Here is a 20,481-nt window from a genome sequence, read left to right on the forward strand (position 1 = left end):
CTGCTTAATGCCGTGCGGCCAATATGCGCATGACGATACCCGGCCATTGACGGTGACCCGCCAGTGCGATCACCGCGAGCGCCGCCGACGTGGACGACACCTCTATGGTGAACACCGTCGCCAGTAGCGGGGACATCTCCAGGACCGCGAGTGCCACCGCCGGCCGCACCTCACCGGTCACAACCATGGTCAGCACCAGTATGCGCTAGGAGGAACGCGCCGAGCAGCTCTTCCCCGACGCGGTGGCGCGATTCCAGACGGCTCTGCAGGCCCTGCCTGCGGAGCAGGCCGCCAGCCCCTTCGTGAGGGCTCAGGTGGAACTGGTCACACTGAAGGACGATAAGTTTCGCGGCCGCGGCGGTTTCGTCACCCTGCTCGAGTGGGCCGACGTCCTGGACCGGCATTTCCCGGCCGCCGGCCGATAAGTCGGAGCGGCGGCGGGCGGTCGCGGTGGGCGCCATGGACAATCATGACGCGCAGGGGTATCAGCGTGCCGGGTATGCGTCATTGATCGCATCGTGGGCGGCGCGCCGGGCCCGGGCCGCATTGGCCTTGCAGGCCCGGCTGCAGTAGTGGGCGTCGGCACGTTTGCGACGCGGGATGGCGTCTCCGCACTGGGCGCAGCGCGGCTGCACGGCCACCACGGCGAGCTGCTCGGCGCTCGCGATGCCCCGCCAGGCCCGGCCCTGGGCGCGATCACCTCGTAGTCGGCGGCGGACTTCTTGCGTGCCCGGTAGGCCTTGGCCACGCACGCGGGGCTGCAGAACGGTCAGCCCACATAGACCCAAAACCCACATTGAGTCCATCTTGAACGGTGTTTCCGCTGGTCGCTGCGTCGTGGTCAGTGAGTATGGCGCGGTGGGCCGAGGATGCTGGTGATCTCGGCGACGGCGTCGCCGCCGGGTTTGACGTAGCGCAGGGCGGTGCGGGGGTTCTTGTGCCGGGTCTTGGCCATGATGAGCTGGAGCGGGACTTCGGCGTCGCCGAGGTGGGTGGCGGCGCTGTGGCGCAGCTGGTGCAGGTCGAGCTCTGCGTACTTCTCCAGCAGGACGCGGGCGCGGTCGTAGCCCAGGCGGGCGCGGCCGGTGTGCGGGCAGATGTCGTCGGACAGGAACAGCGGACCGTGCGTGCGCGTGCTGCCGTCCGGGAGCCGGAGGATCCGGAGCAGCAGGTGAACGGTGCCGCTGTCCCGGTACACCCATTCGGTGGCGCCGCCCTTGGAGCGGACGGGGGCGCGGCGGTGTTCCAGGTCGAGGTCTTCGACGTTCAGCGCGAGGGTTTCGGCGGCGCGGGCGGCGGTCTCGTAGAGCATCCGCCACAGCGTCTTCTCGCGCAGAGGGATGTCGCGGCGTGACAGCAGCCGGTGGATCGTGGTCTTGGCCACGGCGCGGGTCTCGTCGGCGCTCTCCTTGCGGCGTTCGGCCTCAGCCGGGACCGACGGGGCGGCCCAGTACTTCTTGGTCTGGCACCAAATCAGCCAGGAGGTGACGGCGGCGCGGTTGCGGTTCCAGGTCGCCGGCGCGCTCGCGCCCCACAGGGCGGTGAGCGCGGTTCCGATCTCGGCGTCGGCCACCTCGGCCAGCGGCCGGTCGCGGTCGAGCCGGTCGATGACGCGGTCAATCGCGGAGGCGTAGGCGCGGTGGGTGTTGGGGTTGGCCGTACGCGGGGCGGCCAGGAAGGCGTCGGCGGCCGCGGCGAGAGTGACGCGGCCGCCGCGCAGAGCGGCGACCTTCGGCGCCGCGCTCATGTCGCCCGCCGCGCGACGGCTACGGTGATGTACCGGATAACGTGCCGGAGTCGCACACCGCCCCGGCGAGGGGCTCTCCTGGTCGCCGCGCCGCCGTGATCACTCATGTACGTGATAATAGGTAGTTATCACGTACGTCTTCGCGGGTCCTCGTCAGCGGTGTCAGCGCCGACATGCAGATCCTCATCGCAGCCAGCGCGGCCCAGAGCGAGTCGAACTTCATCCCGTTGGTCGCCCACCACCTCGTCACCGACGGCCAGTTCGAGATCAGCGCCGACGGCCCGGACATGGTGGGGCCCTTCTGGGCGATCGCCCCGCAGAGGGAGTGACATGCTCAAGCGGCCCGTAGTCAGACGGCCGTGGTGAGCTACGCCCACGGCAGTTCATTCGTCACGGTCGCCCGGACGACGCTGGCCCCACCGATCCCGCCATGCCGTCGATCTGCTGATATGGCCTGCAGCTTCTCCAAGGCGGGCTGAACATGATGTCGTACGTCCGGTCCGTCGAGGCGCTTGTGGGTTCTCCGTATTGTTCGGCGATCAGCTCTTCTGCACGAGGGGGCCGAGATCGCGGACGACCTCGGACAGGGCCCGGATGAGCTCGTTCTCCGTCTCGCTGCGCCACACCAGCGCGTACGGCAGCGCCCCTATGTCGGTGACCGGCAGGTAGGCGATGTCCGGCCGTACCCAGTAGCGGGTCATGTGGGCGGGGAAGAGGGTCACGGTCTCGGCCATGCTGGTGAGGGTGATGGCCTCTTCGGTGGCGCGTACGGAAGGGCCGCGCTCGATCAGGCGGCCACGGGGAGTCTGGCGCGGAGCGTAGGCGTCGAACCAGTAGCCGGGCCCGGTGTCGCTCTGAGGGTGCTGGAAATCGGCGACCATCTCCAGCGAGACCGAGGTGCGCTGAGCGAGTTCATGGTCGACGGCGACGGCCAGCACCCGCGGCTCGGCGAACAGGACCGGTCCCACGGTGAGGTCGGGCTCATCGAGGGGCAGCCAGACGATCAGGACGTCGACGTCCCCGCGGCGCAGCGCGGCGAAGGCGTCGCTGAACTGTGTCTGCCGAATGCGCAGCCGCCACTGCGGGTGACGCAGGCGGAAGACGTCCCAGTAGGGGCGCAGGTCGTAGGCGTTTATGGGGAGCATGCCGACGCGCAGCGTGCCGGTGATGCCTTGGACGGCCAGTTGGGCGCGCTGCAGGCTGTCTTTCAGCCCGGCGTAGAGGGGCCGGAGGTCGTCGCGGAGCTGGCGGCCGACTGGGGTCAGCCGTACCGTGCGGTTGTTGCGTTCGAACAGCGGGGCGCCGATCTGCCGTTCCTGCTTCTGGATCGCCTGGGTGACGCGGGCAGGCGATAGGCACAGCCGGTTGGCGGTGCGGCCGAAGTGCAGTTCCTCGGCCAGGGTCAGGAAGATCTCGATGTCGCGCAGTTCCATGCCTGGCCTGCTTCGTTTACTCCCACTGAAGATGATCTTGCGGGATTCGTCGTTGTTGTGGGTGTTCACCGTACTTGATCCTCGAAGCGTAAGGATCGCTCGTTCGATGGAGCAAGTTGATGGACGTCCTCATTTCCGGCGCCGGCGTCGCCGGGCCCGCTCTGGCGTACTGGCTGCGCCACCACGGTGTCACTCCCACCGTGGTCGAGCGCGCCCTCCAGGTGCGCGCGGGTGGGTACGCGGTGGGCTTGCGCGGCGAGGCGTTGGACGTGCTGGACCGCATGGCCCTGCTGGAGCAGGTCAAAGCGCTGGACACGCACATGGGCGACGCGGCGTTGGTGGACCGTGACGGCAACCAGTACGCCACCCTTCCCGCGGCGATCTTCGCGGGCGACCTGCAGATTCTCCGGGGTGACCTGACTGGCCTGCTGTATGAGGCCACCCGTCCGGAGGTGCAGTACGTCTTCGGCGACTCGATCGCCGGCCTGGAACAGGACGCAGGCGGCGTGCGGGTCACCTTCGAACGCGGTCGGCCGCGCCGCTTCGACCTGGTGGTCGGCGCCGACGGGCTGCATTCGCGCACCCGCTCGCTGGTGTTCGGGCCGCAGGCGCGGTTCGTCCGGCACCTGGGCATCTACACGGCGATCTTCAGCCTGCCCAATTACCTCGGCCTGCGAAACACCGGCCGGCTCCACAGCATGCCGGGCAAGGCGGCCGGCATCTTCAGCGCCCGCGACAACACCGAAGCGCGGGCGGCGCTGCACTTTGCCTCCCGGCCGCTGGCCTGCGACCGCTACGACGCCGAGCAGCACAAGCGCATCGTGGCCGAGCAGTTCGCCGGAGAAGGCTGGCAGCTCCCGCGACTGCTGGAGGAGATGAGCAGGGCACCGGACCTCTTCTTCGACGCCAACGCCCAGGTCGAGATGAAGTGCTGGGCTTCGGGCCGGGTGGTGCTGCTCGGGGATGCCGGCTACGCTGCGGCGCCGACCTCGGGCCGGGGCGCCTCCCAAGCGCTGATCGGCGCCTACATCCTGGCCGGCGAACTGGCCGCGGCCGGCGGCCGCCATGTGGCGGCCTTCGCCGCCTACGAGCGGGAGATGCGCGGCTTTGTCGCCGAGCATCAGCAGGTGGGGCGCGAAGGGGCCGACCGGTTCTTCATGGGCATGCCCAACCAGCAGGTGCTCGACATGCTCGCCGCCAACGTACCGGAGGTGGCCCGCGCGCAGATCGTCAGGCTCAAGGACTACGCTCCCAGCTTCTCGGCGAAGTGGCCGTGACCGATGGGAGCCATGAAAGCCCATCGCCACCAGCGATCATGCAGATCAGGGCGCATCTGCCACCGCGGGCAGCAGGGCGGTACCGGAGGCCGCTGTCCTCCGCTGCTCCTCCAGCCCACCGCTGACCCCCTCACGGGCGTCCTCGATCCAGCTGACCCACCCTCGTGCTCGCCGTCGACCATGCGGCGGCGTGTCAGCGGCCGCGTCAGGACGGCAACGGCCCGGTATCAGAGCGGTCGGCGATGGTGGCTGCCATGCACGGTTCAGCGATTGCGGCCTCGGGCTGCGACAAGCATACGAAGACAAGATCGTGCTCGACGGCATCGACCTGGATGTCCGGCGGGGAAGTCGAGCCGGAGTATAAGCGCCACGGGCTCACCAGGCCCAACTCGCCGCAGCCATAGGCGTCAAGCCGGGACAGGTCTTGAAGATCGAACACTGTAGACAAGGAGATTGATGATGGGACACAACGGCGGCTTCTCCGAGGCAGGGCTGCGCAGACTGCACGAGGTGCTGGCTCGGTATGTCGAGTCCGGGAAGATTCCCGGGCTGGTGGCCCTGGTCGGCCGGGGCGGACAGACGCACGCCGAGGCGATCGGGACGATGCGTCATGACGGTGGCGCGCCGATGCGCCGGGACACGATCTTCCGGATGGCTTCCACGTCCAAGCCGGTCACGATGGCGGCGGCGATGGTCCTGCTCGATGAGTGCCGGCTGCGGCTGGATGACGTGGTCGATGAGTGGCTGCCGGAACTGGCCGACCGGAAGGTGCTGGCGCGGCCCGACGGCCCGCTGGAGGACACCGTGCCGGCGCGGCGGCCGATCACCGTACGGGACCTGCTGACCTCCACGTTCGGGCTCGGCGTGGACCTGACGCTGATGGGCTCCCCGATCATGGACGCAGTCCTGGAGCGGGCCAACTACGGCGGAGGCGTCGGGCCGGCGCCCGAGCCGGATGAGTGGATGCGCCGCCTTGGCGAGCTACCGCTGTCCTACCAGCCCGGCGAGCGCTGGCAGTACGAGCTCAGCCACGATGTGCTCGCCGTGCTGGTCGCCAGGGTCACCGGCCAGTCGTTCGAGACGTTCCTGCGCGAACGCGTCTTCGACCCGCTGGGGATGAAGGACACCGGTTTCCACGTACCCGCCGACAAGATCGACCGGCTGCCACCCAGCTACGCCCCCGACCCGCAAACCGGGGAATTCCACGTGTGGGACGAGGCCGCGAGCGGCCGCTACAGCCGGCCTCCGGCCTTCCAGCATGGCGGTGGCGGGCTGGTCTCCACCGCCGATGACTACCACGCCTACTTCCAGATGCTGCTCAACGGCGGGACGCACGGGACCGAACGGATCCTGTCCCGGCCCGCCGTCGAGCTGATGACCACCAACCGCCTGACGCCCGAGCAGAACGCCGCCCGCAACGCCCTGGCCACGAACAACGTCCATGTCTCCTTCGGCCAAGGACAGCAGGGCGGCTGGGGCTTCGGCATGGCGGTGCGCGCCTACCGTGGCGACTACGCGCCCATCGGCCAGTTCGGCTGGGACGGCGGAACCGGGACCACGGCCTACGCCGACCCGGACAAGCAACTCACCGGAGTCCTGCTCACCCAGGTCGGACTGTCCATCCCGGATCCGGCGCGGCTCATCCACGACTTCTGGACCACGCTCTACCAGGCCATCGACGACTGACACCGAGCCGAACCCGGTCGGCTCGCCCTCAACCCAGGGCGCGATCCTCTCAGGCGGCCCCGGCTAGCAATCGAGATTCCGGGCACCAGCAGGACCGCATTCCACCTTCCATCCGTTCACTGCATTTCGTAACAGCTTCAAGGAGCACACCACCATGTCCATCACCCTGACCGACCAGGACAAGCTCACCCTGCGCACCGCCGCCTACGGCGCCGTCTCGTTGATGTCCGCCGCCGATGCCGCCGGCTCGCCTCACAAGGCCGCCACCGAGGGCTCCATCGCGCTGTCCTCCGCCACCGGGCTGGTCGGGCACGTGCTCGCCGCCAAGACCAGGGACATCAAGCTGGACGGCAAGTCGGTCGCCGCGATCGCCGACCACGTGCTGCCGGCCCTGACGGCAGCCATGAGCCTGCTCAAGCAGCAGGCTCCGGCAGAGGCCGACAACTTCCGCGGCACCGTCATCGTCGCCATCGAAGCAGCCGCCCGCACCCACCAGGGTCAGCCCAGCCCCGCCCTGGCTGAGATGGCCCGCAAGATCACCGGAGCCCTCGACGCCGTGTGAGGGCATGTCGACCTGCGCAGCCACAGCTTGTCACGAACCCAAGGGGTGCACATGTCAAACCCGCAACGGCGAGAGTTACTCGCCACAGTCGCACTCGCGACCGCGCTCGTGGCCACCGGTGCTCCCGCCGCATCCGCGACGGCGAAGCCGGCGATCGAAGTCTCCGGCGGGCTGACGCAGCCCGTCTTCTCCTACACGGACGCCATCCGTGAGCACGTCCGGGTGGAGTCGCCGGTCGACAGCGACGGCGATGGCAAGAAGGATCTGCTCCGGGTGGACATCATCCGGCCGAAAGAGTCCAGTTCCGGGCTGAAGGTTCCGGTGATCATGCATCAGAGCCCGTATTTCGACGAACCGGGTGTCGGCTTCGGGCTGGATCACAAGAAGTACGACGCGGATGGGAATCTGACGAAGTTTCCGCTGTTTTACGACAACTACTTCGTGCCGCGCGGGTACGCGTTCGTGTCCGTCGACATGATCGGTACCAGGTTGTCGGACGGCTGCCCGACCTCCGGCGGTCCGTCTGACGTGCTGGGCGGCAAGGCAGTAATCGACTGGCTGAACGGCCGGGCGACCGCCTACGACGCCAAGGGCGCTGCGGTGAAAGCCTCCTGGACCACCGGGCGTACCGGGATGATCGGCCATTCGTACGAAGGAGCGCTCGCCATCGGCGTCGCCGGCACCGGCGTGCGGGGGCTGGAGACCATCGTGCCGCTCGCGGGGCCCAGCAGTTGGTATGAGATGTGGCGCGCGAACGGCACCCTCACGGATTTCAAGGGCGGGCAGGAATGGATGGCCAAACGGGTGGACCTTGATCCGGATGAGAAATGCGCGGCGGTGTACCAGCGCATGAGCGAGGGCTCGGACGACGCCACCGGCAACTACAACGCCTATTGGCGCGAGCTCGACTACCGGACCGGGCCGATCTCGAAGGTGCGCAACGTGCGCGCCAGTGTCTTGTCGGTGGTGGGGATGCAGGACCGGAACGTGCCGGCCGATCTGTTCTCCACGTGGTGGGCCGGGCTGCCCCGCGACGTGCAGCGCAAGGTGTGGGTGACGCAGTACGGGCACCTCGACCCGTTCTGGGCCCGCCGCGACGTGTGGGTCGACACCCTGCACCAGTGGTTCGACCACGAATTGATGGGCGTCTCCAACGACATCATGCGCCGGCCCCGCGCCGACGTGCAGCTCGGCCCGGATCGCTGGATCACCCAGGCAGACTGGCCGGCACCCGCGGCGCGGACGGTGACCCTGCGACCGCAGCAGGACGGCTCCCTGGGCCGCACGCCCTCGACCGGAACCGGCAGCTACCTCGACACCAAGCAGACTGAGATCGCGATGGCCGGCGACCCCGGCACCACCAGCCCGAACCGGCTGGCCTTCCTGACCCCGCCGCTGAAGAACGCGATGCGGCTGTCCGGAACGCCGTCGGTGAGCCTGCGCCTCACGCTGGACCAGCCGACCGCCAACCTGGGCGTCTTGCTCGTCGACTACGGCCAGGACACCCGCATCCACGGCGTCGACCCCAACAAGGGGCAGGGCCTCAAGCTCATCGACGGCCACGACTGCGTCGGCGAGAGCACGGCCGATGACGACGGCTGCTACCAAAGGGCCGCCGACAACACGGTGACCTCCGGCTTCCAGGTGGTCACCCGAGGAATCATGGACGCGCAGAACCACAAGTCGCTGAGCCACCCGACCCCGCTGACGCCGGGCAAGTCGTACCAGATCACCTGGAAGATGCTGGCGCAGGACTACGAGTTCAAGGCCGGGCACCGGCTGGGCCTGGTGCTGACCGGAACCAACGCCGATCTCGGCGAGCCCGTCCTCGGCGACGCCGAAACCGGCACCGGAACCAAGGTCACCGTCGACCTGGCCGGCACGTCGATTTCGCTGCCGCTGGTCGCCGCTACATCCACCGGGAAATAGCCCGATCGATCTGCACGTACGGCCGGCTTCGCCACCGAGCGTGTCATCCGCGTCCCAGCCGGCATCGCCCACGGCAACCGGGGCCGGGTCCGGCCACAGCCCCGACCTGAACGTGGAGGTGGTCGCCCGCGACCCGGTGAAGGACGTCAGGCAGCTCAAGACGGAGACCGGCAAGGGCATCCAGTTCGTGGGCGGAGCCGAGCCGGCCGGCGCCCTTCACCACATCAAGGTGAACCCGGTCACCGCTGCGACGGGCATCCCGCTGGTCGCGGGAAGAACGGCGTCGGCCGGCGCCGCTTCGCCTTGACCGACCACGTGATCCCCGACAGCGGAGTGGCCATCCTCACCTACAGAACCGCCCCAGCGCTACCGCCTGACGAGACGTCGCAACAATCGTCAGCCAAGGCCAGAACCTACCGAAATGGGAGTAACAAAATGCGTGTGTCGTTGTCGACGAAAAACCGCGAGGGGAGTGGCCAGTAATGGACGCCGATGTGATCATTGTGGGTGCCGGCCCGACCGGGCTGATGCTGGCTGCCGAACTGCGTCTGGCCGGCGTGCGGCCGCTGGTGCTGGAGCGGCAGCCGCAGCGCCGCGAGACCCCGAAGGCCGGTGGTCTCGGCGGGCAGATCCTGGAGCTGCTGCGCTACCGAGGCCTGCTGGAACGCTTCGAAGCAGCCTGCACCGACCCTGCCCCAGCTCCCCGCTTCCCGTTCGGCGGCGTGCATCTGGACTTCACCCAGCTGGCCGATCCGCCGATGCACGCTCTGCCGCTGCCGCAGCAGCTGCTCGAGCGGCTGCTCGACGAACGCGCCGGCGAGCTCGATGTCGACCTCCGCCGCGGACACGCGGTGACCGGGGTGAGCCAGGACGCCGCCGCGGTGACCGTGGACGTGCGCGGCCCGAACGGGCCGTACCAGGCGAGCGCCCGCTACCTCGTGGGATGCGACGGCGCACGCAGCCGGGTCCGCGACTGGGCCGGCATCGGCTTCCCCGGCACGACCTATCCGGAGGTCAACCGGCTGGCCCAGGTCACCTTGCCCGACACGGTGACCGTACTCGGCAGCGGCGGCCTCGACGTCCCCGGCTTCGGTGCGATCCGCGCGGGTTTCACCCGTACCGATCACGGTTTGTTCGGCATCGGAGCATCGCCTGACTCCCAGGTCGTCTCCCTCTACACCATCGAAGACGAGACCACCGAGTACGACGACGACACCCCGATGACCATCACCGAACTCCAAGACAGCCTCCACCGCGTGCTCGGCGTGCACCTGCCCGTGGCCGAGGCGATCCGGCTGTCGCGGTTCACCTTCAAGGCCCGCCAGGCCGAGCGCTACCGCCACGGGCGGATCCTGCTGGCCGGTGATGCGGCGCATCTGTTCCCGGCCACCGGAGTGGCAATCAACGCCGGCATGCTGGACGCGGTCAACCTGGCCTGGAAGCTCGCCGCCGACCTCCACGGCCACGCGCCGACCGGCCTGCTCGACACCTACCACGACGAACGCCACCTCGCCGGCGCCCGCACCATGCTGCACACCCGCGCCCAGGTCGCATTGCGGCGCGGGCACGATGCGGCCGCCGAAGCGCTCCGGCAAGTCTTCCAAGAACTGCTCGCCGACGAGCAGCCACTGCGCCGCATGGGCGCGCTGGTCGCCGGCACCGACATCCGCTACCCGATGCCCGGCCCCAACCACCACCCGCTGGCCGGCACCTTCGCCCCCGACCTCACCCTGCACACCGACCAGGGCATCACCAGCGTCGCCGACCTCCTGCACCCCGCCCGGCCCATTCTCCTCGACCTCGCCGACCGCCCGGAACTGCGCGAGACCGCCCGCGATTGGGGGCAGCGCGTGGACATCCACACCGCCAAGACCGACCAGCGACCGGCCGACGCCCTGCTGATCCGGCCGGACGCCCACATCGCCTGGGCCGTACCCATCGACGAATCCGCCGACAGCGCCACGCCCGCGCTGCGACAAGCACTCTCGGGCTGGTTCGGCACGCCCCTGATGTGAGCCAAGCATCGGCCGGATGCAAGACAGGCGGCCTGACAGCGCCCGGCGATATGGGGCGGGGCCACCTGCATAGCAGCTAGATGGTCGATACACGGCATCCGGCCGATGCGACCGACCCGCAAGGGCGGACCAGAGCGGCCCGGAGCCGAGCTGTTCAGACCACTGCGGCAGGTCATTGAGTCGGTCAACGAGACCTTCAAGAGCCAGTTCAACCTCGAACAGCACCACAGCCGCACACCCGTCCGCACTACCTGGAGGAGTAATGACCAGTAGGTTCACCGAGTTGGTTGTCGACTGCCACGATCCGGAGCGCCTCGCGGCCTTCTGGTGCGCGGTCCTGGACTTCAAGGTGATCGACCGGAGCGAGGGCAAGGTCGAGATCGGCTCCTGGGAGCCGACCGTCGAGGAGATCCGGGCCCGCCAGATGCCGCCCACCCTGATGTTCATCCGGGTGCCCGAGGGCAAGACCGTGAAGAACCGGCTCCACCTCGACGTCAGCCCGATCGACGGCACTACCGACGACGAGGTGGCCAGGCTGCTCGGCCTCGGCGCCGCCAAGATGGACGTGGGCCAGGGCCCCAGCCGGAGCTGGGTGGCCATGGCCGACCCCGAGGGCAACGAGTTCGATGTCGTGCGCACCCTGGCACCGTCCAACTACATGATCGGTCCCAAGGGTTAGTGGTCGTAGGCGGTCAGTGAGCGCAGGACGGGCTGTCCGCTCTGGTCGTTGTGCCAGATGGCGGTGGTCAGCGTGAGGATGCGCTGCATGACGCGGGCGACGACGCCGGCGGGTGTGCGGCCGTGGTGCCGTAGCAACCGGATCACCTTCACCCCCGCCACCCGTGCCGAGCAGGTTCGCCGCGCCCTGACGATGCGGCTGCGGCGGGTGCTCCTCGGCAACGCACGGCTGAGCCAGCTCCTGGCGAGGAGCAAGCAGATGCGCCTGCGCAATGAGGCCCTAGAGCTCCTAGTACAATGAGGTGGTTCGGAGCTTTTAGCAGGCTGGAATCGGCACGGCCGACGGCTGCCACTCTCGCCTAATCAACCCGAACACCCACGAGTCGGACACCTCGCCGTTTACGATGCAGTCTTCCCGCAACGTCCCTTCACGTACGAATCCGATCTTCTCCAGAACCCGGGCAGATGCCACGTTGCGCGTATCGGTCTCGGCCTGAACACGATTCAGGTCCAGTGTGTCGAATGCCCACCGCAGCAACGCCTGCGCGGCCTCCGTCGCGAAGCCGTGGCCCCACATCGCCTCATCGAGGCAGTAGCCCAGTGACGCACTGCGGTAGTCCGGGTTCCATCCGGTCAGACCGCACCAGCCGACGAAGGCCCCGTCAGAAACACGGTCGATGGCCACCCGCGCCCCGGTGCCTTCGTCCGCCATCTTCCGGCACATCATGATGAAGCGCTCGGCGCGGGCCCGTTCGGTCCACGGCGGGGAGTCCCAGTAACGCATCACGTAGGTGCTGCTGTGCAGCGCGTAGAGGGCGTCCGCGTCGGCGTCGGAAAAGGGGCGCAGTCGCAGGCGAGCGGTGTGCAGTATGGGGGTGGCCAGAGTCATGCGCCTCATCTTGCGTCCTCAGGGGGCGGGCAGACCACCGAATATCGATCCCGGTCCGGTCCTCACGACTAAGGACCTCCAACACAATGATCAGCGGGCGAGGCGCCGCCAGCAGATGATGGCGGCGCCGAGGGCCATGAAGGCCTCGTGGATGTCATCGCGGATCTCCCAACGGATAGGCAGACGACCGAACCAGTGCAGCAGTGCGATGGTCTGCTCGATCACCCAGCGGTGGACGCCCAGGCCGGAGCCACCCAGAACCTCGGCGGGCGATCACCGGCTTCACGCCGGTGGCCCAGACCAGCCGTCGGTACTTGTCGTGGTCGTAGCCTCTGTCGGCGTACAGAACCTTGGGCCGTCGGCGGGGGCGGCCACGCCGCCCCCGCACGGGCGGAATCGACCTCAGCAGCGGCATCAGCTGGGTAACGTCGTTGCGGTTACCACCGGTCAGACTCAGAGCCAGAGGGATGCCGTTGCCATCGGCGATCACGTGATGTTTGGAGCCCGTCTTCCCACGGTCGACCGGGCTCGGACCCGTTTTGGGCCGCCCTTCAGCGCCCGGACGTGAGAGCTGTCGATCACCGCGTTGGACCGGTCCAGCCGACCCGCGGCGTGTAACTCCGCCAGCAACAGCTCATGCAGGTGTTGCCAGACCCCGGCGGCACGCCAGTCCCGCAGCCGCCGCCAGCAGGTCATCCCCGAACCGAAGCCCAACTCCTGCGGCAGATGCTCCCACGAGATCCCGGTGTAGAGCACGAACAAGATGCCCGACAGCACCTTGCGATCCTCCAGGCGCTTGCGCCCAGGGTGATTGGCATGACGAGGCACCACCGGCAACAAAGGCTGGATCCTCGCCCACAACTCATCCGGAACTGCCCATGGCGGCTGCGTTCCCTTCGTCACGTCGCGATCAACTCGGGAGCGATCACCCGTATTCCTAGATCATTTTGTTAGAAGTTCATTGCCGCCACCTGACCCGTCACGACAATCTGAGGTGTCCTCACGACGGCACCTACGACCCGTCCCCGCTCAAGGTCCAGCACCGTCGGCACATTCACCGCCGTTGTCCGTCAGCACGGCTTGAGAAGGAGTTCCTTGCCACGCCTCTCACCACAGCGGGACCCGCGCATGGGGGCCCTGGCTCCCGCTCACGCCGCCGTGAGGTCGAGCCGGGTTTCCATGTCCAGCCGGAACCGACCGTAGAGGTTCACATGAGCCCAGAACAGCGGGCTGAGCGCTCGCCGGTCTTCCTCGGTGAGTTTGCCGGCCCACTGCGGATCACGCAGAACAGCTTGCAGAAGCTGAGTATTAATGAACACCAATGAGGACTGCAGCAGGTGCAGGGTGAGCATGGACACCTCGGCGTGCTCACGATCGGCGCCGGTCAGGACCCCTTCGCGCCCGTAGAAGATCTTGTCGTTTGGCGCTGTTCCAGTTCTCCACGACCTGCAATCCACTGTTGATCTCCCCGATCCACGTCATTCCAGGGCCCTACGGCTGCGGACGGCGGAAACCGAGCAGGTGCTGCGCCGTTTCATGAAAGGCAACGGCCCCAAGCATCCGGTCTATCTGGCCCTGGAACGGTGACCTGGGAGTAGCCGCGGGCCACGAGCAGTTCGCGGGCGCTGTCCAAGATCGCCGCCCGAGTGGCGGCGGGTGAGGTCTCGGGGGTGTAGTCGAAGCGCAGCACCTCGCGGGCGTGGACGGCGGCGCTGAGTGCCATGAGCACGCCGCTGTCGGCCTGTGGGTTCGGCCGGTTCACGGGCCGCTCTACGGCGGTGACCTGGAGGGTGTCAATCCGGTGGCGCAGCCGGGCAGGCATGACCTGCCGGACGGTGGTCAGCGCGCGTGCCGCCGCTTCTTCGATGCCGGCACCAGCGGTGACAGCGATCTGGAGTGCGACGGCGAGGGCGACGGCCTGCTCGTCGTCGAACAGCAACGGGGGGCAGCTCCGTACCGGCCTCAAGCCGGTATCCGCCGTCGGGGCCTTTGACGGCCACTATGGGGTAACCGAGCTCGCGCAGGCGGTCGACATCGCGGCGCACGGTGCGCGGGCTGATGTCCAGCCGTTCGGCCAGCAACGCCCCCGGCCAGTCCCGGCGCATCTGGAGCAGCGAGAGCAACGACAGCAGTCGCGCTGAAGTCTTTTGCACAATCCCCATATTGCCCAAAGAAGCGGACATAACCTGGCCGCTTCCCCTGCGACTCTTCTCATCGAGCACGGTCAAGCGATGAATCGATAGGCAAGGAGCCCAACATGTCCGTGAACGCTGTAACCCACCTGAACTTCCGAGGTGACGCCCGCGCGGCACTCACGTTCTACCACTCGGTGTTCGGCGGGGACGTGGCCATGGTCACTTACAAGGACGCCGGGAACGTCCAGGAGCCGTCCGAGGCCGACCAGGTGATGTGGGGCCAGGTCACCGCCGACAACGGTTTTCGCGTGATGGCCTACGACGTGCCCTCGCACATGCCCTGGAACCAGGGAGAGAACGCGTTCTTCGTCTCGCTGCGCGGCGAAGCGGCCGAGGAGGTCACCGCGTACTGGCACAGGCTCACCGGCGGCGCGACCGTCCTGCAGCCGCTGGGACCCGCGCAGTGGGCGCCCCTGTACGGGATGCTGCAGGACCGGTTCGGCATCACCTGGGTCCTCGACGTCGTCAGCGAGTACGACGCGTCCTGACCACCAGAGGCCGGGTGGCGGGCATCCGCCGCCCGGCCCACTCGACTCGAAAGGCAAGGACGTAGCAGTGAAGATGCGCGAGCTGGGACGGACCGGTATCCAGGTCAGCCCGTACTGCCTGGGCACCATGATGTTCGGACAGGCTGGCAACACCGACGAGGATGACTGCGTCCGGATCATCCACCGGGCACTGGACTCGGGGATCAACTTCGTCGACACCGCCGACGTGTACGGACCTCGCGGGAAGTCCGAGGAGATCGTCGGCAGGGCACTGAAGGGTCGACGCGACACCACCGTGCTGGCCACCAAGGTCAACGGCTCAATGGGGGAGGACCCCAACCGCGGGGGCAGCTCACGGCGCTGGATCATCACCGCGGTCGAGCACTCGTTGCGTCGCCTGCAGACCGACCACATCGACCTCTACCAGATCCACCACCCCCACCCACGGACCGACATCGAGGAGACGCTGTCGGCCCTGACCGACCTGGTCCGCAGCGGGAAGGTACGCGCCATCGGATCCTCCAACGCCCCGGTGTCGGAGATCGTCGAGGCGCAGTGGGTCGCCAGCCGGTGCCGCCTGCAGTGCTTCCGCACCGAGCAGCCCACATACTCCATCCTCAACCGCGGCATCGAGCGCGAGGTCCTGCCCACCTGCCAGCGCTACGGCATGGGCACGCTGGTGTGGAGCCCGCTGGCGATGGGCCTGCTCACCGGCCGCTACCGCAAGGGTCAGCCCGAACCGCGGAACGCGCGGATGAACTGGGTGCCCAAGCACCTGACCGACGAACGCAAACTCGACGCCGTCGAGCAGCTCATGCCCTTGGCTGAGGAGGCCGGTCTCTCACTGACCCACCTGGCGATGGCTTTCGCCGTCGCCCACCCGGGCGTCACCTCGGCCATCATCGGTCCCCGCACCATGAAGCAGTTGGAGGATCTCCTGGCCGGCGCCGCGGTCACTCTCGACGACGCGGTCCTCGACCGGATCGACCAGATCGTGGCACCAGGGACCGACATCAGCCCGCTCGATGTGTCGTACACCTCGCTGGCCATCACCCGCACGGCTCTGCGCCGGCGATCAGCCGACGAGCGTGCCGCGGCGTGACCGTTCTCGACACCCGGGCGCTCAACCGCGCGACGCTCGCCCGGCAACTGCTGCTCGACCGAGCCGACCTGCCGGTCCTCGACGCCGTCGCGCACCTGTGCGGCCTGCAAGCGCAGGAACCGCAGGAACCGTTCACCGGGCTCTGGTCACGGCTGCGCACATTCGACCCCGCGGTGCTGGACGACCTGCTGACCGGGCGGAGCGTGGTGCGGACCCACCTCATGCGCCGCACCGTCCACCTCCTCACCGCCCACGACGCCCTCGCCTGGCGAGCCCGCCACAACACCATGCTGCGCCAGCGGGTGCTGAGCACCTACCGCCGCGAGCTCGCCGGAATAGATCTCGACGAGCTCGCCGCGGCGGCCCGCGCAGTCATGGCCGACGCCGAGCCCCGCTCGATGACCGAGATCGCTCGGACGCTCGCCGACCGCTGGCCGGCGCCGGGCCTGCGCGCGCTGGGCGAGCTGGTGGTCGCCGCCCTCGTCCCGATGGTGCAGCTACCGCCACGCGGGATGTGGCGCGTGCGGTCCGGGGTGCGCAACACCCCGCTCTCCCTGTGGCTGAGCCGCGACATCGACCCGCCCGCCCCGCAGGGGACCGACCCGGTCGGCCAGGCGCTGGTGCGCCGCTACCTGGCCGCATTCGGCCCCGCGGCCTCCGCCGACCTGCGCGCCTGGTGCGGCCTGGCCGGGCTGCCCGCCGCGGTGGCCGCCGTCCGCGGGGAACTCGTCACCTTCCGCGACGAGCGCGGCCGCGAGCTGCTCGACCTGCCGGACGCACCGCGCCCCGACCCCGACACACCCGCCCCAGTGCGGTTCCTGCCGGCATTCGACAACGCGATCCTCGGCTACCACGACCGCAACCGGATCATCGACGACGCCCACCGCGGCCTGTCCGTCTCGGGCGCGCGTGTCGTGCTGGTGGACGGCCGGGTCGCCGCGACGTGGACCGTCGACGCGGGCATCGTGGTCATCACTCCGCTGCGCGGCTTCACCCGAGCCGAGCACACCGCAGTCACCGAGGAGGGCCAGAGCCTGGCGTCGTTCCTGTCCGGCAACGACAGCGACCGAGTACAGATCGTCGCGCCTTCCCGCTGAGCAAAACGGAGCGGGAGATGTTCGAACCGACTGCGTGGGCAGCGTTGTATTCGCTGTTGTATCCGCTTCCGTCCCGGCAGAGGACGGCCATCAGTCCAACCTGCCCGTCCCACCGGCCAATCGGACACCCAGCAGCCCGTATGCCGGTTCGTGTCCAAGAGAAGGAGCTTGCTCATGCCCGATGACGGAAACGCCGCTATCTCAGCCCCGCATGCCACCGCACCGTTGCCGGATGCCACTGCCCTGGATGTCGTCGCCCTTGCCGACGCCGTGCGAGGACAGGTGCGGGTGCGTGGCGACGCGGGGCACGCCGAACAGTGCGCCGCTTACACCCGTCGTACCGTCGCCGTGCTTGGCGCGATGGGGCAGCAGGCGGACGCCTCCCGCGCCCGGCACGCGGAGATCGGCCGGCTCGTCGCCGACCTCCGCTTCGACGTGCTGATCGCGGTCGGAGCAGGGGACCCGCTCGCCATGGCGGAGGCAGCGAAGTCTTCCAACCAGGGCGTGGCCGTCCACACCGCAGAGGACGTGGCCGGGGCCCTCAGGCTGGCCACCACGCTTCTCGAACTGGGAGACGTGGTGTTCGTCAAGGCCTCCAGCGAGATCGGGCTCAGCGCCTGCGCCCGTGCGCTGGCCGGCGCCTGACCGTTGGCGCATCGCCGGGGGGCCCGTACATCCGATGCAAGATCCGGGGAGCAAATGGAGACTGAGCGTGTACAGCTCTGGCAGCGCCGCTGAGCTGAGCGAAGCGGACGCCGTCTTCGAGGCGATGCTGGAAGGATGGTCGCGGCAGAAGGGCGGCACCGGGCGCCTCCAGCCGTCAACGCTCATCTTCCGCGAGGGGGCGGTGCGCCGGTTCGCCACATTCGCCGCCGCGTACCCGTGGCAGTGGTCACCCGAGCACGTCGACAGGTGGATCACGCACCTGATGGGACGGCGCAGAGCACCGTCGACGGTGCGCCGCTATCAGACCGCGCTCCGACTCTTCTGTGACTACGTCACCTCGCCACACCATAAGTGGCTGATGGAGTGCGAGGCGCGCTTTGGCAGGGCCCCCGCGCAGGGTCCGTGTTCCAGCCTTGGAGGCGTCCGGGCTGGACGTATGCGATTTCCACCCCCATGCCGACACCTCTGAGCTGGGCCGGTTCGGCTCCCTGCACGTCAGGTCCGGCAGGCGGATCAGAGGCCTACCGCCACAGCGGCGAACGGTCGTCAGTCTGATGTCGTGGGCGGTGGAAGCGGTCCAGGACTATCTGGACCACATCCGGCCTCGGTACCGCGGCAACAACCAGCACGCGCTCTGGCTGACCGAGCGAGGCAGCCGCATGGGAACCAGGGAGATCGAAAATCGCTTCGCGGCCTACCGGGACGCACTCGGCCTGGACAAGGTGTTGACGCCGCACTGCATGCGCAGCGCGTACATGGCTCATCTGCTTGAGGACGGCGCCGACCTGGCGTTCGTACAGAAGCAGGTCGGGCATCGCTTCGCCGCGACGACCGCGACCTGCGTCCGTTCGGCGGAGGGAACGTGGTGACGGCGAGGTTCGACTACCGCTGGCATCTTCGCGCCGTGATGGCCAGCCGCGGCATGTACGCCACCACCGACCTACGACCGCTCCTGGCCGAACGGGGTTTCCAGCTGTCGCGAGCCAGGTCTACCGGCTGGTCGCCGAGCGGCCGGAACGGCTGAATCTGCGCATTCTGATGGCCCTGCTGGACATTCTCGGCTGCACGATAGAGGACCTGATCGAGCCGGTCCAGAACGCGGACGACCAGGAGGCGGCCGAGCGACGTTCCGGTGCGGAGACCCGATTCGGCTCGCGACCGACCCGCGCGCGCGTCCTGCCCGAATGACATTAGCCCAGGTACGCCTCGCGTACGCGGGGGTCGGCGAGCAGTTGTCTGGCGGGGCCTGAGAGGGTCGTGCGGCCGAGGTCGATCACGTAGGCGTGGTCGGCCAGAGTGAGGGCGGCGAGTGCGTTCTGCTCGGCTGTTCTCCGGCGGCGAGCAGCAGATGGTGGCGATCGTAGACGAGTGCCGCGTCCCAGGAGCGGGTTCTCCTCGACGGTCATCCCGGCGAACAGCCTGCGGCCTTCCGGGCACATCGGCCCGATGGCGCGGGCACCCTGCAGCGCCGGACCAACACGATGTGGCGGCTCAGGTGGATCGGTACGCCGGTGCGTCGGTGCCATACAGCTCCCGGTGCCACAGGTCGGCGCAGAGGCGTTCGGTGCCGGCTGTCAGGTGGCGGCGGTAGGTGGTGAAAGGCAGGCCGAGGTGTTCCGCTGCCAGTTCCTGGGTGGATGCGCCGCGCAGGTACGTGGCGGTCAGCGCCCGGTGGAACTTGGCCGAGCGTGGGTCCTCGCGCAGGTCGTCGATCGCCTGGCGGAGCAGGTCACCCAGTGCTGTGGCCGGGTCCTGGCCGGCCCGCTCGGCGATCAGCCTGGTGCGGGTCAGCGGGGAAGCGGCCAGCGCGCCTGGCCGCGACAACTGGCGCAACGCCTTGCGGACCGCCCCGGCGAACTCCGCCTGGGACAGCACCGCCAGTTCCGCCGTCGCGGCGCTCGGGCCGTCGGCAACGCCCTCGACGAGCGGGTGGTTCATCCGCTCCAGCCACGCTTGCGCCGGCACCGCGCGCCAGTCATGAACGAACAGGGTGTACGCGTCATCTCCCAGCCGCGGCTGCTCGCAGATGTCACGCATCCCGTACCGCCGTAAACGCTCCACCCAGGCTTGGTTCGGATGCTGTATCGCGATGTAGGACCAGGCCATCCGCTCGGACCGCAGACAATTGCCGATCATTCGCCACTGGATCACCTCCATCACCGGCGAATGTCCGCGATACGGCGGCAGCGCCCAGAGTCGGCTGAGCGCCAAATGTTCCCCGGCGCGCAACGGCGTGGTGGCACGCGCATGCGCCCACGCCGCGGCCACGATCGGGTCGGCGGCCAGCTCCTGCTCATCGAGTTCCTCCAGCCGCAGCCACGCGGAGAACGCCACGGGCTCGCCGGTTTCGGTCCGTCGATACAACCGGAACGCCTGCGGTTGACGTTCCGCCCAGAAGGCGGCGCAGCCCGCGGACACCGCACCCTCCGCTGCCGTCGCCACCCGGAGCAAAGCGCCGACGTCCTCGGCCCGCAGCACCTCTTCCTGGAACTCGCCCTCCTCGCGGCAGCGCTGGACATCGGCCGGCGCACCGTTGCCGCGATGCAGGTAGAGCAGTGCCGCCACCGCGCCGGGCACGTCCGCATCACGTGCCGTGCGCACCTTCTGCGCCAGATGCGCGTGAATGCGGTCGTGCATCACCGCATACCCCTCCGGATCCCGCCACCGCAGGTCCGCCTCCAGCAGCTCCCGCACCACGTCATGCGCAAACAGCCCGA

At 68.6% G+C, this 20,481-nt stretch carries 24 protein-coding genes and 5 pseudogenes; 17 read left to right on the forward strand and 12 right to left on the reverse strand.

Annotation, left to right across the window (positions count from 1 at the left end; all coding sequences use genetic code 11):
• Window positions 1-4: 4 nt before the first annotated feature.
• Window positions 5-196, reverse strand: coding sequence for a hypothetical protein (locus ACTWPT_RS31400; RefSeq protein WP_443181104.1), 192 nt, complete (start codon window positions 194-196; stop codon window positions 5-7).
• Window positions 197-242: 46 nt separating this feature from the next.
• Here ACTWPT_RS31400 and ACTWPT_RS31405 point away from each other — a divergent pair, with 46 nt between their 5' ends.
• Window positions 243-425, forward strand: a complete 183-nt coding sequence (locus tag ACTWPT_RS31405) for a hypothetical protein (RefSeq protein WP_443181105.1) — start codon at window positions 243-245, stop codon at window positions 423-425.
• A gap of 60 nt (window positions 426-485) precedes the next feature.
• On the opposite strand, the gene ACTWPT_RS31410 is transcribed toward ACTWPT_RS31405, so the two are convergent.
• Both ACTWPT_RS31410 and ACTWPT_RS31415 read right to left on the reverse strand, forming a co-directional pair.
• The gene (locus tag ACTWPT_RS31410; RefSeq protein ID WP_443181106.1) at window positions 486-752 is read right to left on the reverse strand and encodes a hypothetical protein; all 267 of its coding nucleotides are present in this window, start codon (window positions 750-752) and stop codon (window positions 486-488) included.
• A gap of 89 nt (window positions 753-841) precedes the next feature.
• Complete coding sequence (locus ACTWPT_RS31415) at window positions 842-1,747, reverse strand: tyrosine-type recombinase/integrase (protein ID WP_443181107.1); 906 nt, start codon at window positions 1,745-1,747, stop codon at window positions 842-844.
• A gap of 173 nt (window positions 1,748-1,920) precedes the next feature.
• Between ACTWPT_RS31415 and ACTWPT_RS31420 the strand changes: the two genes are divergently transcribed.
• Entirely contained in the window at window positions 1,921-2,076 is a 156-nt protein-coding gene (locus ACTWPT_RS31420) for a hypothetical protein (RefSeq protein ID WP_443181108.1), read from the forward strand.
• 210 nt (window positions 2,077-2,286) lie between these two features.
• On the opposite strand, the gene ACTWPT_RS31425 is transcribed toward ACTWPT_RS31420, so the two are convergent.
• Window positions 2,287-3,180, reverse strand: coding sequence for a LysR family transcriptional regulator (locus tag ACTWPT_RS31425; protein WP_443181109.1), 894 nt, complete (start codon window positions 3,178-3,180; stop codon window positions 2,287-2,289).
• Between the two features lie 119 nt (window positions 3,181-3,299).
• On the opposite strand from ACTWPT_RS31425, the gene ACTWPT_RS31430 reads away from it, so the two are divergent.
• Entirely contained in the window at window positions 3,300-4,457 is a 1,158-nt protein-coding gene (locus ACTWPT_RS31430; RefSeq protein WP_443181110.1) for an FAD-dependent monooxygenase, read from the forward strand.
• A gap of 205 nt (window positions 4,458-4,662) precedes the next feature.
• Here the strand turns inward: ACTWPT_RS31430 and ACTWPT_RS31435 are convergent, their stop codons facing one another.
• Window positions 4,663-4,905 (reverse strand): hypothetical protein, encoded by a 243-nt coding sequence (locus tag ACTWPT_RS31435; RefSeq protein ID WP_443181111.1) that lies wholly within the window; start codon window positions 4,903-4,905, stop codon window positions 4,663-4,665.
• An 8-nt stretch (window positions 4,906-4,913) separates the two neighbouring features.
• Here ACTWPT_RS31435 and ACTWPT_RS31440 point away from each other — a divergent pair, with 8 nt between their 5' ends.
• The 7 genes and pseudogenes from ACTWPT_RS31440 to ACTWPT_RS31470 all read left to right on the forward strand — a co-directional run bounded on the left by ACTWPT_RS31440 (window position 4,914) and on the right by ACTWPT_RS31470 (window position 11,328).
• Window positions 4,914-6,143 (forward strand): serine hydrolase domain-containing protein, encoded by a 1,230-nt coding sequence (locus ACTWPT_RS31440; RefSeq protein WP_443181112.1) that lies wholly within the window; start codon window positions 4,914-4,916, stop codon window positions 6,141-6,143.
• Window positions 6,144-6,297: 154 nt separating this feature from the next.
• A complete protein-coding gene (locus ACTWPT_RS31445; protein ID WP_443181113.1) occupies window positions 6,298-6,705 on the forward strand; it encodes a hypothetical protein in 408 nt (135 codons plus the stop codon).
• Between the two features lie 51 nt (window positions 6,706-6,756).
• Window positions 6,757-8,634: a CocE/NonD family hydrolase gene (locus tag ACTWPT_RS31450; RefSeq protein ID WP_443181114.1), complete on the forward strand. Its 1,878-nt coding sequence runs from the start codon at window positions 6,757-6,759 to the stop codon at window positions 8,632-8,634.
• A 40-nt stretch (window positions 8,635-8,674) separates the two neighbouring features.
• Complete coding sequence (locus ACTWPT_RS31455; RefSeq protein ID WP_443181115.1) at window positions 8,675-8,941, forward strand: hypothetical protein; 267 nt, start codon at window positions 8,675-8,677, stop codon at window positions 8,939-8,941.
• A gap of 187 nt (window positions 8,942-9,128) precedes the next feature.
• Window positions 9,129-10,649 (forward strand): FAD-dependent monooxygenase, encoded by a 1,521-nt coding sequence (locus ACTWPT_RS31460; RefSeq protein ID WP_443181116.1) that lies wholly within the window; start codon window positions 9,129-9,131, stop codon window positions 10,647-10,649.
• A gap of 96 nt (window positions 10,650-10,745) precedes the next feature.
• Window positions 10,746-10,889 (forward strand): annotated as a pseudogene (locus tag ACTWPT_RS31465) (IS982 family transposase); the annotation flags it as partial.
• A 22-nt stretch (window positions 10,890-10,911) separates the two neighbouring features.
• Complete coding sequence (locus tag ACTWPT_RS31470) at window positions 10,912-11,328, forward strand: VOC family protein (protein WP_443181117.1); 417 nt, start codon at window positions 10,912-10,914, stop codon at window positions 11,326-11,328.
• On the opposite strand, the pseudogene ACTWPT_RS31475 reads toward ACTWPT_RS31470, so the two are convergent.
• The 5 genes and pseudogenes from ACTWPT_RS31475 to ACTWPT_RS31495 form a co-directional block, all read right to left on the reverse strand.
• Window positions 11,325-11,465, reverse strand: a pseudogene (locus tag ACTWPT_RS31475) (IS982 family transposase); the annotation flags it as partial. The gene ACTWPT_RS31470 and the pseudogene ACTWPT_RS31475 sit on opposite strands and share 4 nt — an antisense overlap.
• A gap of 178 nt (window positions 11,466-11,643) precedes the next feature.
• On the reverse strand, window positions 11,644-12,216 hold the full coding sequence (locus ACTWPT_RS31480) for a GNAT family N-acetyltransferase (RefSeq protein ID WP_443181118.1): 573 nt from the start codon (window positions 12,214-12,216) through the stop codon (window positions 11,644-11,646).
• Window positions 12,217-12,306: 90 nt separating this feature from the next.
• Window positions 12,307-13,119 (reverse strand): annotated as a pseudogene (locus tag ACTWPT_RS31485) (IS5 family transposase).
• A gap of 245 nt (window positions 13,120-13,364) precedes the next feature.
• Window positions 13,365-13,673 (reverse strand): Tn3 family transposase, encoded by a 309-nt coding sequence (locus ACTWPT_RS31490; RefSeq protein WP_443181119.1) that lies wholly within the window; start codon window positions 13,671-13,673, stop codon window positions 13,365-13,367.
• A 202-nt stretch (window positions 13,674-13,875) separates the two neighbouring features.
• Window positions 13,876-14,369, reverse strand: a pseudogene (locus ACTWPT_RS31495) (helix-turn-helix transcriptional regulator); the annotation flags it as partial.
• 104 nt (window positions 14,370-14,473) lie between these two features.
• Between ACTWPT_RS31495 and ACTWPT_RS31500 the strand changes: the two are divergent.
• The 7 genes from ACTWPT_RS31500 to ACTWPT_RS31530 all read left to right on the forward strand — a co-directional run bounded on the left by ACTWPT_RS31500 (window position 14,474) and on the right by ACTWPT_RS31530 (window position 18,952).
• Window positions 14,474-14,899 (forward strand): VOC family protein, encoded by a 426-nt coding sequence (locus ACTWPT_RS31500; RefSeq protein ID WP_443181120.1) that lies wholly within the window; start codon window positions 14,474-14,476, stop codon window positions 14,897-14,899.
• A 73-nt stretch (window positions 14,900-14,972) separates the two neighbouring features.
• Complete coding sequence (locus tag ACTWPT_RS31505; RefSeq protein ID WP_443181128.1) at window positions 14,973-16,001, forward strand: aldo/keto reductase; 1,029 nt, start codon at window positions 14,973-14,975, stop codon at window positions 15,999-16,001.
• Window positions 15,998-17,098, forward strand: a complete 1,101-nt coding sequence (locus tag ACTWPT_RS31510) for a winged helix DNA-binding domain-containing protein (RefSeq protein ID WP_443181121.1) — start codon at window positions 15,998-16,000, stop codon at window positions 17,096-17,098. The genes ACTWPT_RS31505 and ACTWPT_RS31510 overlap by 4 nt, the downstream gene beginning before the upstream one ends.
• A 174-nt stretch (window positions 17,099-17,272) precedes the next feature.
• Window positions 17,273-17,743 (forward strand): glutamate ligase domain-containing protein, encoded by a 471-nt coding sequence (locus tag ACTWPT_RS31515; RefSeq protein ID WP_443181122.1) that lies wholly within the window; start codon window positions 17,273-17,275, stop codon window positions 17,741-17,743.
• Between the two features lie 434 nt (window positions 17,744-18,177).
• Window positions 18,178-18,633, forward strand: a complete 456-nt coding sequence (locus ACTWPT_RS31520) for a tyrosine-type recombinase/integrase (RefSeq protein WP_443181123.1) — start codon at window positions 18,178-18,180, stop codon at window positions 18,631-18,633.
• Window positions 18,627-18,788 carry a hypothetical protein gene (locus tag ACTWPT_RS31525; RefSeq protein WP_443181130.1) on the forward strand — a complete coding sequence of 54 codons (162 nt, stop codon included), beginning with the start codon at window positions 18,627-18,629 and terminating at the stop codon, window positions 18,786-18,788. Before ACTWPT_RS31520 ends, ACTWPT_RS31525 begins: the two co-directional genes overlap by 7 nt.
• Before the next feature lie 8 nt (window positions 18,789-18,796).
• Window positions 18,797-18,952, forward strand: a complete 156-nt coding sequence (locus ACTWPT_RS31530) for a hypothetical protein (protein ID WP_443181129.1) — start codon at window positions 18,797-18,799, stop codon at window positions 18,950-18,952.
• 2 nt (window positions 18,953-18,954) lie between these two features.
• Here the strand turns inward: ACTWPT_RS31530 and ACTWPT_RS31535 are convergent, their stop codons facing one another.
• Window positions 18,955-19,203 (reverse strand): hypothetical protein, encoded by a 249-nt coding sequence (locus ACTWPT_RS31535; protein ID WP_443181124.1) that lies wholly within the window; start codon window positions 19,201-19,203, stop codon window positions 18,955-18,957.
• Window positions 19,204-19,255: 52 nt separating this feature from the next.
• Window positions 19,256-20,481 (reverse strand): annotated as a pseudogene (locus ACTWPT_RS31540) (hypothetical protein); the annotation flags it as partial.

Origin of the sequence: Nonomuraea sp. 3N208 (assembly GCF_052245935.1) — a bacterium.
Classification (GTDB): Bacteria; Actinomycetota; Actinomycetes; order Streptosporangiales; family Streptosporangiaceae; genus Nonomuraea.